The following is a 12,172-nucleotide window of genomic DNA, read 5'->3' on the forward strand; positions in this document are numbered from 1 at the left end:
TGCGCCGTCACGCCAGTCCGTGCGTGTAGGCGTACGCCGTGGCCGCGGCCCTCGACGACACACCGAGCTTCGCGAAGATGTTGTTGAGGTGACGGGCGACGGTGTGCTGGCTGATCACCAGCTCGGAGGCGATGGACCGGTTGGTGCGGCCCGCGGCGACAAGGCGCAGCACCTGGACCTCGCGCCCGGTGAGCTCGCCCGGGAGCTGATCGTGCACAGCGCTGAGCAGGGCGGCCGCCCGCCGGGCGTCGGGCACCGCGCCCAGCCGCTCGAACACCGCCTGTGCGGCACGCAGTTCCAGCCGTGCGCCTTCGTCGTCCCCGGCGGCGCGGTCGGCGGAGGCGAGAGCCATCCGGACCTGCGCGGCCTCGTACGGGACTCCGAGCTCCAGCCAGAGCGACAGCGCCCGGCGCAGCAACGGCAGCGCACGTTCGAGGTCGCGGTCGGCGAACGCCACCGCGCCGCCCGCGGCCGCGGCGATGGCGTGCAGCACGGTGGTCTCGGACTCGCGTCGCTGCTGCCAGTCGCGCGCGGTCGAGTCCAGTTCGCCGGCTGCCATACGGGCCTGGTCGAGCTGTCCGAGGGCGAGGGAGACCTCGACCTGGGCGGCGAGCAGCCGGCAGCGCTCGAGCCGGCCGGGACCGTCGCCTTCCTCGGCAGCCAGCGCGATCCGCAGGGCCGCGGCGGCGGAGTCGGCCTTGCCCTGGGCCAGCCGCAGCAGCGCGAGTCCGGGCTGCGGGTCGCGGCCCAGCTCGTGCGCCCGCTCGTACGACGCCTCGGCCGCGGCCAGCTCGCCGCGCCGCCGCTGGATGCCGCCGCTCAGGTAGAACGCCTCGGCGGCCGTCCGGGCCTCGTACGGCAGCAGCTCCTCGCAGGTCACGACGGCCTCGGTGGCGGCCCGGGGCCAGTCGCCGCACAGTTCGAGCACCTCGACCCGGTGCACCCGGCACAGACCCCGGAAGCTGTTCTCCTCGGGCATCGACGCGCACCAGGCCATGGCGGCGTCGGTCCACTCGACGGCCCGCTCCAGGTCGGCGGAGGCCATGCACTGCTGGAGACCCAGGCAGTAGATCCACCCGGTGAAGAACGAGCTGAGCTCGCCGGCCATGGCCGAGCACATGGCGTCGTCGAGCAGGGCGAGCCCGCCGGCGATCCGTCCCTGCGCCAGCAGCACGCCCGCCTGCGCCTGGGAGCTCATGGCGAGGAGATCCGGACTGCCGCAGCGCCGCGCGATACCCGCCATGCGCCGGGCCGAGTTCATGGCCTCGTCGAACGCGCCGCGCTGCTGTGCGTCCTCCGCCTCGACCCAGGCGAGATAGCACTGCTCGACACACTCGGGTTCGCTGTCGAGGTGCTGCCGCGCCCGGCGCAGCCAGCCGGCGGCCGCGGCGGTACGGGATGCCAGCTGGTGCTCGTAGAAGAGCAGCCAGGCCATGTATCCGGCCTGCCTCCCCGCGCCCTCCGCCACATAGCCGGAGTACGCCTTGGTCCGCGCCGCGATCGACTCCTCGACGTGACTGGTCCACCAGGCGGCGTCGGCCAGTGCGGCCAGGTCGTCCGGGGTCAGCCGCCCGGGGTCGAGGTCGCGCAGAACGGCGTACGCATCGGCCCATGCCTCGCGGGCGACAGCGTCTCTTGCCTGCTGGATCGCCTGCTCGATCGCCTGCGCACTGCCGGTGATCTGATCGGCCACCGCGGCACCCTCCTCGCTCCCCACGAGCCGGACTACCCCTCACCAGGATAGGAGCGGGCGGCTCCAAGAGGAGCGGCTTGAGGCGCACTGCGCGCACTGCACCCGGGCCGGACGGCGAAAGGGGACCGGCGCTCGCGCGCCGGCGCCCTGGTCAGCGAGGCGCGGGCGCGTACACGACCCAGGTCTGCCCGGCGGCGAACGTCATGTCCCGTCCGTCCGGCGTCGTGAAGGCGGTACCGGACTCGGCCGCGCCGCGCTCCCATTCGGCCTCGTGCACCATGCCGTCGCGCAGTACGAGCGCGGTGCCGGAGCCCACTGTCTCGGTGTACGGGGTCGTGTTTCCCCCTCGGTCGTGGAAGCGCGACGGGCGCACCGTCACGTGCTGGACGATGACGGTGGCCGCGCTCAGCTGCCGGCCCGCCTGCGTGCGGGAAGGGGTCCCGTCCATGGCGACCAGCCATTGCTTGCGCTCCGCCGACCAGCTGAAGTCGAAGCGGGCGGCCGGGTAGCGGACGGTGTAGCGGGGCAGCGGTTTGCCGCCCTGTGGTGCCGGCCCGAACTCGAACCCGGCGTACTCGGCGGCGTTCACACCGGACGCCTCGGGCACGGCGCGCTCGGGCCTCAGATAGAGGTTGTGCGGGGCGGCCCGGTCCCGGCCGCGGAAGTACGCGTCCGGCGCCTCTCCCGGCGGAAGCGGGCGCAGCGGAGCTGCCTCGATGAGCGGCAAGAGTTTGCTCTGTGCCCCGGAGAAGGCGAGGACCGGCCGGTCGAACTGCCGGAGCAGTTCCAGGTCGGTTTCGCGGGCGCTGCGTACCGGACCGATGACCGGCGGCAGCTGGGAGGAGTAGACGGCGAGCAGGCGGCTGAGACCCGCCTCCACCTGCTCGACATAGACGATGTCCGCCGCGTCGAGACCCGTCGGGGGCCTGGCGGGGCGGACGTTGTCGATCTTCACCGCGAGTACGGGCGAGTCGGAAACGGATGGGCCGGTGGACCGTGCACGGTCGTCCGGCGCCGGACTGCCGCCGCCCTGGCATCCCGACACGGCGACGGCGACCGCGGTGAACAGCATCGCGAGCGTGGCCGCGGCCGACCGCCGACCCGTCCCCCGGACAGCACGGTTGTGAACCTCTCCGACCTGGCTACGGCTCGGTCTGTTCCCCATCTCTCCATTCTGCGGTGGCGCGGCGTGAGGCGGTATGTCGAAGGCGTGAGGCGGTATGTCGAAGCGGTGTCGCCTTGCAAGTTGGCCTGCCCGGGCCCGGTGCCCGACAGCGCGGGATACCGGGGTTCACCTGGGCCCCGAGCCCACGCGCGGGACAGGACGGGACATGGTCTGATGGTTCTGGGAGCACCGGTCCCAGCTGCATCCCGGGAGAGATTCGGATGAGCACCTATCGAGTTGCTCAGGTGGCCGCCGCCGGCGGGCCCTTCGAGATCGTCGAGCGCGAGGTACCGAAACCGGGCCCCGGCCATGTACGGATTGCCGTGGACGCGTGCGGCGTCTGCCACAGCGACGTCGGATTCGTCGACGCCGCGTTTCCGGGCGTCCGGTTTCCGCTGGTCCCCGGGCATGAGATCGCCGGGCGCATCGATGAGCTCGGCGAGCGAACGCAGAGCCGCGGTTGGCAGGTGGGCGACCGGGTGGTGGTGGGCTGGTTCGGCGGCAGCTGTGGCTACTGCACGCCGTGCCGGCAGGGCGATTTCGTGGTGTGTGTGAACCTGAAGATCCCCGGATGGGCATACGACGGCGGTTTCGCCGAGGCCGTGATCGCACCGGCCGATGCCCTGGCCAGGATCCCCGACGCGCTGGCGGCGACGGACGCCGGGCCCTTGGGCTGTGCCGGGGTGACCACGTACAACGGTCTGCGGCGCAGCTCCGCGCGGCCCGGCGACCTGGTCGCCGTGCTCGGCATCGGCGGCCTCGGCCACCTGGGAGTGCGTTACGCGGCCGCCATGGGCTACGAGACCGTGGCCATCGCCCGCGGAGCGGGCAAGGCCGACTTCGCCAAGCAGCTCGGCGCACACCACTACATCGACAGCACGGCGGACACCACGGTCGCGGACGCACTGCAGGCCCTCGGCGGCGCCCAGGTCGTCCTGGCCACCGCCGCGAATTCCGACGCCATCACGGCGACCGTGGACGGGCTGCGTCGCCGCGGCGAGCTGGTGGTGATCGGCGTGTCCCCCGAGCCGCTGGGAATCAACCCGGTTCAGCTGCTCATGCCAGGCAGGATCGTGCGCGGCCATCCGTCCGGCACCGCGCAGGACGTGCAGGACACCATGGAGTTCAGCGTCCTGCACGGCATCCGCCCGATGACGGAGATCATGCCGCTGGAACAGGCCGATGAGGCGTACCGGAAGATGCTGTCCGGCACGGCACGCTTCCGCATGGTGCTCACCGCCCGCTGACCTTCAGCCCATCCTGTGGTCGAGGTTGATCGCCGAGCTGATGAGCGCGAGATGGGTGAATGCCTGCGGGAAGTTGCCGAGGTGCTCACCCGTCAGTCCGATCTGCTCGGCGTACAGACCCACATGGTTGGCGTAGGTGAACATCTTTTCCAGCGCGAGCCTGGCGCGCTCCACGTCGCCGGTGCGGGCAAGCGCCTCGACCCACCAGAACGAGCAGATGGAGAACGTACCCTCGGTGCCGTCCAGGCCGTCGGGCGCCTGCTCCGGGTCGTAGCGGAACACCAGGCTGTCCACCACGAGACGGTCGGCGATGGCGTCGACGGTGGACCGGAACCGTGGGTCGGTCGGTGAGAGGAACTTGACCATGGGCATCAGCAGCAGGGACGCATCCATGATCGTCTCGGGCGGCCCGGAGTCGGCCGCGAGGCGCTGGACGAAGGTTCCGACCTCCGGGTCCCAGCCGCGCGCCATGATCTGCCGGTAGATCTCGTCGCGGACCATGGCCCAGCGGCCCAGGTCGCCGGGCAGGCCGCGCTGCCGGGCCATTCTGATCATGCGCTCGACCGCGACCCAGCACATGAGCCGTGAGTACGTGTGATCCTGCTGGCCGGCCCGGGTCTCCCAGATGCTCTCGTCGGTGCTGTCCCAGTTCTCCAGCAGCCACTCGAGGATCTGACAGAGGTCGGCCCAGCTGTCGTGCGAGATACCGACGCCGTACTTGTTGAACAGGTAGATCGAGTCGATCAGTTCACCGTAGATGTCCAGCTGACGCTGGTCGCTGGCGCTGTTGCCGACGCGCACCGGATACGACCCCCGATAGCCCTCCAGGTGACCGAGAACCTCTTCGGGCAGATCGGCATGACCGTCGATCGAGTACATGACGTGCAAGGGGCCCGCGGGCCCGGCGGTCGCGGTGCGCAGGCGTTCGGCCAGCCACTCGATGAACTCCTGGGCTTCCTGCATGAAGCCCAGGCGCAGCAGCGCGTACAGGGAGAAGGCGGCGTCCCTGATCCATACGTACCGGTAGTCCCAGTTCCGCGGGCCGCCGACCTGTTCGGGAAGCCCGAGCGTAGGGGAGGCGATGATCGCACCCGTCGGCTCGTGGGTCATCAGCTTGAGCGTGAGAGCCGAGCGGTGAACCATCTCGCGCCAGCGGCCTGTGTAGGTGGACTGGCTGAGCCAGCGCCGCCAGAAGGCCACCGTGGCGTCGAAGAGCTCGTCGGCAGTCGTGGCATCCAGAGCGCCGTTCGCCGAATCGTCCCGATCGTCGCTCGTCTCGAGTACGAAGAGAGCTGTCTCGCCCTCGTTGAGGCTGAACTCCGCGTACGCGTCGGTGGCATCGAGCTTCAGATCGACGGTGGAGCGCACTGAGACGGCGAGCGTCTCGCCAGTGAACCGCACGCCCTGCTCCATCCGCTCCGTACGGGGCTCCTCGCGGCCGTAGTCCATGCGCGGCGCGATCCGCACCCTCAGGGCTATGCCGCCGCGCACATTGACCACTCGGCGCACCAGGCGTTGCCGGTGCCGCGGGTCCTTCTCCCGCAGGATGGGCATGAAGTCCTGGATCTCGACGATGCCGTCCTCTGTGAGCATGCGTGTGAGGAGGATGTTCGTGTCCGGAAAGTAGAACTGGTGATGCTTCACCTGTCGGCAGACCGGCGCGATCTCCCAGTAACCGCCCCGATGACAGTCGAGCAGCGAGCCGAAGAGGCTGGGCGAGTCGAAGCGCGGAGCGCAGAACCAGTCGATACGGCCGTCGGTGCCGACGAGCGCCGCCGTGCGCAGGTCGCCGATCAGACCATGCTCCTCGATCGGCAGATAGCCGCTCGGATCGGCGGTCCTCGACGTCTGCGCTTGCGTTCTCTCCATCGCTCACACCTGTCAGAACCAGTCCCGGCAACTCGCCGATGCGTCCAGCGTAGGCGCGTGCGGCCTGCTGCGCCCCCTCGTAGGTGACCGGCATGGGTGGTGAGGCTCCTCCTCTTGACAACAACCGACCCGAGGGAAAAGCTGTTGCGCATAGAGATGGTGGTTGTGTAATCAGAAACGCTCCCTTCATTTCGAGCTGCCGGCCGCCTGGCCTCGCACTGCTTCCCGCCACGTACCAGTACCGCCGGACAACACGCCCACGCGCAGACAAGGAAGCCGCCCGTGGCCATCTCCGTGTTCGATCTCTTCTCCATCGGCATAGGCCCGTCCAGTTCGCACACGGTCGGCCCAATGCGGGCCGCCCGCATGTTCGTCGGCCGCCTGCAGGAGGAAGGGCTCCTGGCCAGGACGGCATCGGTACGGGCCGAGCTCTTCGGCTCCCTCGGCGCCACCGGCCACGGTCACGGCACCCCCAAGGCCGTTCTGCTCGGCCTGGAGGGCAACGAGCCGCACACGGTGGACATCTCTCAGGCCGAGCTGGACGTCGAGCGCATCACGTCGGCGGGACGGCTGCGGCTGCTGGGCCGCGATGTCGGCGATGCGCACGAGATCGGCTTCGACGTGGACAGGCAGCTGGTGCTGCACCGCCGTCGTTCCCTGCCGTACCACGCCAACGGCATGACGCTCTTCGCGTACGACGCCGAGGGGCTGCCGCTGCAGGAGAAGACGTACTACTCGGTCGGCGGTGGGTTCGTCGTCGACGAGGATGCGGCCGGCGAGGACCGCATCAAGCCGGACGACACAGTGTTGAAGTACCCCTTCGGCGGCGGTGACGAGCTGCTGCTCCTGACCCGGGAGACGGGTCTGTCGATCTCGGCCCTCATGCTGGAGAACGAGAAAGCCTGGCGCACCGAGGCCGAGATCCGCGAGGGCCTGCTGGAGATCTGGCACGTGATGGAGGCGTGTGTGTCCCGCGGCCTGTCCTGCGAGGGCATTCTGCCGGGCGGGCTCAAGGTCCGCCGCCGGGCCGCCGCGGTGGCCAAGGCGCTGCGGGCGGACGGCGATCCGGCAGGTCGGGCGATGGAGTGGGTGACTCTCTACGCGATGGCGGTCAACGAGGAGAACGCCGCCGGCGGCCGGGTGGTCACCGCCCCGACCAACGGGGCCGCCGGCATCATCCCGGCCGTCATGCACTACTACCTCAACTTCGTGCCCGGCGCCGACGACGACGGCATCGTCCGTTTCCTGCTGGCGGCCGGTGCCATCGGCTTGCTGTTCAAGGAGAACGCCTCCATCTCCGGCGCCGAGGTCGGCTGCCAGGGCGAGGTCGGCTCGGCCTGCTCGATGGCCGCGGGCGCGCTCGCCGAGGTGCTGGGCGGCACTCCCGAGCAGGTGGAGAACGCCGCGGAGATCGGCATGGAGCACAACCTGGGCCTGACCTGCGACCCGGTCGGCGGTCTGGTGCAGATCCCGTGCATCGAGCGCAACGGAATGGCGGCGGTCAAGGCCGTCACCGCGGCCCGGATGGCTCTGCGTGGCGACGGCCGCCACCACGTCTCCCTGGACAAGGTCATCAAGACCATGAAGGAGACGGGCGCCGACATGAAGGTCAAGTACAAGGAGACGGCCCGCGGCGGACTCGCGGTCAACGTCATCGAGTGCTGAGGACACGGGAGTCGGCGGTGTCGTCGAGCTGGGGGTGAGTTTCATGGGCCGGGTCACCGAGCGGCGGCGCGTGCTGCGTATTCGGGACGGTGCGGTGAGCAGCCGCCCCGACACTCTGGTCGCGGAGGAGCCGCTGGAGATACGGCTGAACGGCCGCCCCCTCGCGGTCACCATGCGCACACCCGGCGACGACTTCGCGCTGGCCGCCGGATTTTTGGTGAGCGAGGGCGTCCTCGGCCGGGCCGAGGAACTGGCGAACATCGTGTACTGCGCGGGCGCAACAGTGGACGGTGCGAACACGTACAACGTCGTCGACGTGCGGCTCGCCCCCGGAGTGGTGGTGCCGGACATCTCGCTGGAGCGGAACGTGTACACCACCTCTTCGTGCGGCCTGTGCGGGAAGACGAGCCTGGACGCCGTACGGACCACCGCCCGCTGGCCGATCGCCGACACTCCCCCGGTCCGGATCGACCCCGAGCTGCTGGCGGCCCTCCCCGATCGGCTGCGGGCCGCACAACGGGTCTTCGACCGCACCGGGGGCCTGCACGCCGCAGGGCTGTTCTCTGCGGAGGGAGAGCTGCTGGACCTGCGTGAGGACGTGGGGCGGCACAACGCCGTCGACAAACTGATCGGCCGCGCTCTGCAGTCCGACGAGCTGCCGCTGTCCCGGAGCATCCTGCTGGTCTCCGGCCGCGCGTCCTTCGAGCTGGCGCAGAAGGCGGTCATGGCGGGCGTCCCGGTGCTGGCGGCGGTCTCGGCCCCGTCCTCCCTCGCGGTTGATCTGGCGGTGGAGACCGGTCTCACGCTGGTCGGCTTCCTGCGCGGCAGCTCCATGAACGTGTACGCGGGGGAGCAGCGCATTGCCGTGCGGCCGCGAGGAGGTCTCTCGAAGTGAGCCAGCAGGGGACGGGGACCGGTGGGTTCCCCGGCCGTCGCCGCCCGCGCCGCGTCGCGATGCTCAGTGTGCACACCTCGCCGCTGCACCAACCCGGTACCGGGGACGCCGGTGGGATGAACGTCTACGTCGTCGAACTCGCCAAGCGCCTTGCCGCGATCGGCATGGAGGTGGACATTTTCACCCGTGCCACCTCCGCGACGCTTCCTCCCGTCGTCGAGCTGGCGCAAGGGGTGTTCGCACGGCATGTGGCCGCGGGCCCTTACGAGGGCCTGGTCAAGGAGGAGTTGCCGACGCAGTTGTGCGCCTTCACGCACGGCGTGATGCAGGCCTGGGCCGGTCGCCGTCCCGGACACTACGACGTGCTGCACTCGCACTACTGGCTCTCCGGACACGTCGGCCGGCTCACCGCCAGGCGCTGGGGCGTACCACTCGTGCACACGATGCACACCATGGCCATGGTCAAGAACGCGTCCCTCGCCGAGGGCGACACCCCCGAGCCCGTGTCCCGCGTGCTCGGGGAGACACAGATCGTCCGGGCCGCGGATCGGCTCATCGCCAACACCGATAGAGAAGCGGACGAGTTGTTCCACCACTACGCCGCCGATCCCGCCAAGGTCGCCGTCGTCCACCCCGGCGTGAACCTGGACCTCTTCCGGCCCCACGCCGGCGGGATCGAGGCCGGCCGGACCGCGGCCCGCGCCCGTCTCCGGCTACCGCAGGAGGCGCTGGTACCACTCTTCGCCGGCCGCATCCAGCCCCTCAAGGCCCCGGACATCCTGCTGCTCGCGGTGGCCCGGCTGCTGGAGGAGCAGCCTGGACTGCGCGAACGGATCGTCGTGCCGGTCGTCGGCGGGCCGAGCGGCAGCGGCCTCGCCAAACCGGACGAGTTGCACAAGCTCGCCGCCCAACTCGGCATCTCCGAGGTCGTGCTCTTTCATCCGCCGGTCGGTCAGGCAGAGCTGGTGCACTGGTACCGGGCGGCCACCATGCTGGTCATGCCGTCCTACAGCGAGTCCTTCGGCCTGGTGGCCGCCGAGGCTCAGGCGTGCGGTACCCCGGTGATCGCAGCAGCGGTCGGCGGCCTGCCAGTGGCGGTACGGGACGGGATGACCGGTGTCCTCGTACCGGGGCACCGTCCTGCGGACTACGCGCGGGCGCTGCGCCGCTTCGCCGACGATGCGGCGCTCTCCGCCCGGATGGGCGCGGCCGCCGCCCGGCACGCCAGGTCGTTCGGCTGGGACACGGCCGCCGCGGTCACGGCGGACGTGTACGCGGCGGCGATGCGGGAGCGTGGCTGAAGGGCCTCTCAGCGGGCCGGCTCCAGCCGGACCACGATGGACTTGGAGGTGGGCGTGTTGCTGACCTCCGCGGTGGAGTCCAGCGGAACGAGGACGTTGGTCTCGGGGAAGTAGGCGGCGCAGCAACCGCGGGGGGTGGAGTACGCGACCGTACGGAAGGCCGGTGCCCGTCGCTCGACCCCGTCGGAGAACTCACTGATGATGTCGACCTGATCGCCATCGGCCAGGCCGTGTGCGGCGAGGTCGTCCGGATGTACGAAGAGGACCCTGCGGCCTTGGTGGACGCCGCGGTAACGGTCGTCCAGGCCGTAGATGGTGGTGTTGTACTGGTCGTGCGAGCGAATGGTCTGGAGGATGAGCCGCCCCGGCGGGACGCGCATCACCTCCAGGGGGTTGACGGTGAAGTTGGCCAGCCCGGTCCTGGTGGGGAAGCGCCTCTCGTCCCGTGGAGGGTGGGGCAACGCGAAGCCGCCCGGCTCTCTCACCCGGGCGTTGAAGTCCTCGAAGCCGGGCACCACGCGTTCGATGCGGTCCCGGATCCGGTCGTAGTCCGCCTCGAACTCCGCCCAGGGCACCTGCGAACCGTCGTCCCCGAGGACCGCCCGCGCCATCCGGCAGATGATCGCGACCTCGCTCAGCAGTGCGTCGGACGCGTGCGTCAGCCGCCCGCGCGAGAGGTGCACCATGCCCATGGAGTCCTCCACCGTCACCAGTTGAGGCCCCGCGGGCCGAAGATCGGCTTCGGTGCGGCCCAGGCAGGGCAGAATGAGCGCCTGCCGGCCCGCCACTGCGTGGGACCGGTTCAGCTTGGTGGAAATCTGCACCGTGAGTTCGCAGTTGCGCAGGGCTCGCTCGGTGAGTTCGGTGTCGGGAGCGGCGGACGCGAAGTTGCCGCCGAGAGCGACGAAGACCCGCACCTGGCCGTCGCGCATGGCTCGGATGGTCTCCACGGCGTCGTGGCCGTGCCGGCTCGGCGGGACGAAACCGAACTCCGCTCCGAGTGCGTCGAGGAAGGCGGCGTCCGGCTTCTCGTGGATGCCCATGGTCCGGTCGCCCTGGACGTTGGAGTGCCCGCGGACGGGGCAGAGGCCGGTGCCGGAGCGTCCGATGTTGCCGCGCAGCAGCAGGAAGTTGACCACCTCGCGGATGGTCGGCACCGAATGGCGATGCTGGGTGAGGCCCATCGCCCAGCAGACGACGATCTTCTTGGCGGCCAGTACCTCCTGGAAGGCCGCCCTGATCTCCTTCGCCGAAAGGCCGGTGGCTTCCAGGATGTCGTCCCACGACGCCTTGCGGGCCTGGCCGGCGAACTCCTCGAAGCCGTGGGTGTGCGCGGTGATGAAGGCGCTGTCGAGGACCGTGCCGGGGGCTTCGTCCTCCGCCTCCAGGAGCAGGCGGTTGAAGGCCTGGAAGAGGGCCTGGTCCCCACCGAGCCTGATCTGCAGGAACCTGTCGGACAACTGGGTGCCGCCGCCGACGATGCCGGTAGGCCGCTGGGGGTTCTTGAACCGCAGAAGTCCTGCCTCGGGCAGCGGGTTGACCGCGATGACGCGGGCTCCGCGGTCCTTCGCGGTCTCCAGCGCCGAGAGCATCCGGGGGTGGTTGGTGCCCGGGTTCTGCCCCACGACGAGGATCAGGTCGGCATCGTAGATGTCCTTCAGGCGGACGCTGCCCTTGCCGATGCCGATGGTCTCGACCAGGGCGGATCCGCTCGACTCATGGCACATGTTGGAACAGTCCGGCAGGTTGTTCGTGCCGAAGAGCCGGACGAGGAGCTGGTAGGCGAAGGCAGCCTCGTTGCTCGCCCGGCCCGAGGTGTAGAAGGCGGCCTGGTCCGGGGAGTCCAGGGTGCCCAGTTCCCGGGCGACGACGGCCAGCGCCTCGTCCCAGGAGACCTGCTGGTATCGGTCGCTGCCGGCGGGGCGGTACATGGGGTGGGTGAGACGTCCCTGCTGACCGAGCCAGTAGTCGCTGCGTTCGGCAAGCGCCGCCAGTGTGCTTTCGGCGAAGAACTCCGGGGTGACCCGGCGCAGGGTCGCTTCCTCCGCCACCGCCTTGGCGCCGTTCTCACAGAACTCGGCGCGGTGCCGGCGCTCGGGCTCCGGCCAGGCGCATCCCGGACAGTCGAAGCCCTCCTTCTGATTGACGCTCAGCAGGGTCAGCAGACTGCGGCGGACGCCCATCTGCGAGTGGGCGTGGCGCAACGAGGAGGTGACCGCGGGTATTCCCGCGGCGTAGTCCTTCGGCCGGTCCACGCGCAGACGGGCATCGCCGGGATCCTCGGCAGGTGCCTTGCGGGTCATCGGTTGCGCTCCGCGGTGTTCGGGGTTGAGTGAA

Annotated in this window: 8 protein-coding genes; 4 read left to right on the forward strand and 4 right to left on the reverse strand. The window is 70.2% G+C overall.

Features of this window, described 5'->3' with window-relative positions:
- Positions 1–7: 7 nt before the first annotated feature.
- Both ACH4YL_RS01965 and ACH4YL_RS01970 read right to left on the reverse strand, forming a co-directional pair.
- Complete coding sequence (locus tag ACH4YL_RS01965) at positions 8–1,693, reverse strand: LuxR C-terminal-related transcriptional regulator (protein ID WP_398503812.1); 1,686 nt, start codon at positions 1,691–1,693, stop codon at positions 8–10.
- 151 nt (positions 1,694–1,844) lie between these two features.
- Complete coding sequence (locus tag ACH4YL_RS01970) at positions 1,845–2,765, reverse strand: DUF3048 domain-containing protein (protein ID WP_398504373.1); 921 nt, start codon at positions 2,763–2,765, stop codon at positions 1,845–1,847.
- Between the two features lie 314 nt (positions 2,766–3,079).
- On the opposite strand from ACH4YL_RS01970, the gene ACH4YL_RS01975 reads away from it, so the two are divergent.
- A complete protein-coding gene (locus tag ACH4YL_RS01975) occupies positions 3,080–4,105 on the forward strand; it encodes an alcohol dehydrogenase (protein WP_398503814.1) in 1,026 nt (341 codons plus the stop codon).
- A 3-nt stretch (positions 4,106–4,108) separates the two neighbouring features.
- Here ACH4YL_RS01975 and ACH4YL_RS01980 read toward each other — a convergent pair whose 3' ends face one another.
- The gene (locus tag ACH4YL_RS01980) at positions 4,109–5,974 is read right to left on the reverse strand and encodes a glycoside hydrolase family 15 protein (RefSeq protein WP_398503816.1); all 1,866 of its coding nucleotides are present in this window, start codon (positions 5,972–5,974) and stop codon (positions 4,109–4,111) included.
- Between the two features lie 282 nt (positions 5,975–6,256).
- Between ACH4YL_RS01980 and ACH4YL_RS01985 the strand changes: the two genes are divergently transcribed.
- From ACH4YL_RS01985 to mshA, 3 genes are read left to right on the forward strand one after another with little or no spacing between them, the layout of a single operon-like run.
- Positions 6,257–7,639, forward strand: a complete 1,383-nt coding sequence (locus tag ACH4YL_RS01985; protein ID WP_398503818.1) for an L-serine ammonia-lyase — start codon at positions 6,257–6,259, stop codon at positions 7,637–7,639.
- Between the two features lie 43 nt (positions 7,640–7,682).
- Positions 7,683–8,534 (forward strand): formate dehydrogenase accessory sulfurtransferase FdhD, encoded by an 852-nt coding sequence (gene fdhD, locus ACH4YL_RS01990; RefSeq protein ID WP_398503820.1) that lies wholly within the window; start codon positions 7,683–7,685, stop codon positions 8,532–8,534.
- Positions 8,531–9,835, forward strand: coding sequence for a D-inositol-3-phosphate glycosyltransferase (gene mshA, locus ACH4YL_RS01995; protein ID WP_398503821.1), 1,305 nt, complete (start codon positions 8,531–8,533; stop codon positions 9,833–9,835). Before fdhD ends, mshA begins: the two co-directional genes overlap by 4 nt.
- Positions 9,836–9,843: 8 nt before the next feature.
- Here mshA and ACH4YL_RS02000 read toward each other — a convergent pair whose 3' ends face one another.
- Positions 9,844–12,138, reverse strand: coding sequence for an FdhF/YdeP family oxidoreductase (locus ACH4YL_RS02000; RefSeq protein WP_398503823.1), 2,295 nt, complete (start codon positions 12,136–12,138; stop codon positions 9,844–9,846).
- Positions 12,139–12,172: the final 34 nt, after the last annotated feature.

This window comes from Streptomyces sp. NPDC020681 (assembly GCF_044334895.1).
Taxonomy (GTDB): domain Bacteria; phylum Actinomycetota; class Actinomycetes; order Streptomycetales; family Streptomycetaceae; genus Streptomyces.

Excerpts from the sequence above, each read along its gene's own strand:
- ACH4YL_RS01970 (WP_398504373.1), bottom strand. The coding sequence starts at position 2,765 with ATGCTGTTCACCGCGGTCGCCGTCGCCGTGTCGGGATGCCAGGGCGGC.
- ACH4YL_RS01975 (WP_398503814.1), top strand. The coding sequence starts at position 3,080 with ATGAGCACCTATCGAGTTGCTCAGGTGGCCGCCGCCGGCGGGCCCTTC.
- ACH4YL_RS01980 (WP_398503816.1), bottom strand. The coding sequence starts at position 5,974 with ATGGAGAGAACGCAAGCGCAGACGTCGAGGACCGCCGATCCGAGCGGC.
- fdhD (WP_398503820.1), top strand. The coding sequence starts at position 7,683 with ATGGGCCGGGTCACCGAGCGGCGGCGCGTGCTGCGTATTCGGGACGGT.
- ACH4YL_RS02000 (WP_398503823.1), bottom strand. The coding sequence starts at position 12,138 with ATGACCCGCAAGGCACCTGCCGAGGATCCCGGCGATGCCCGTCTGCGC.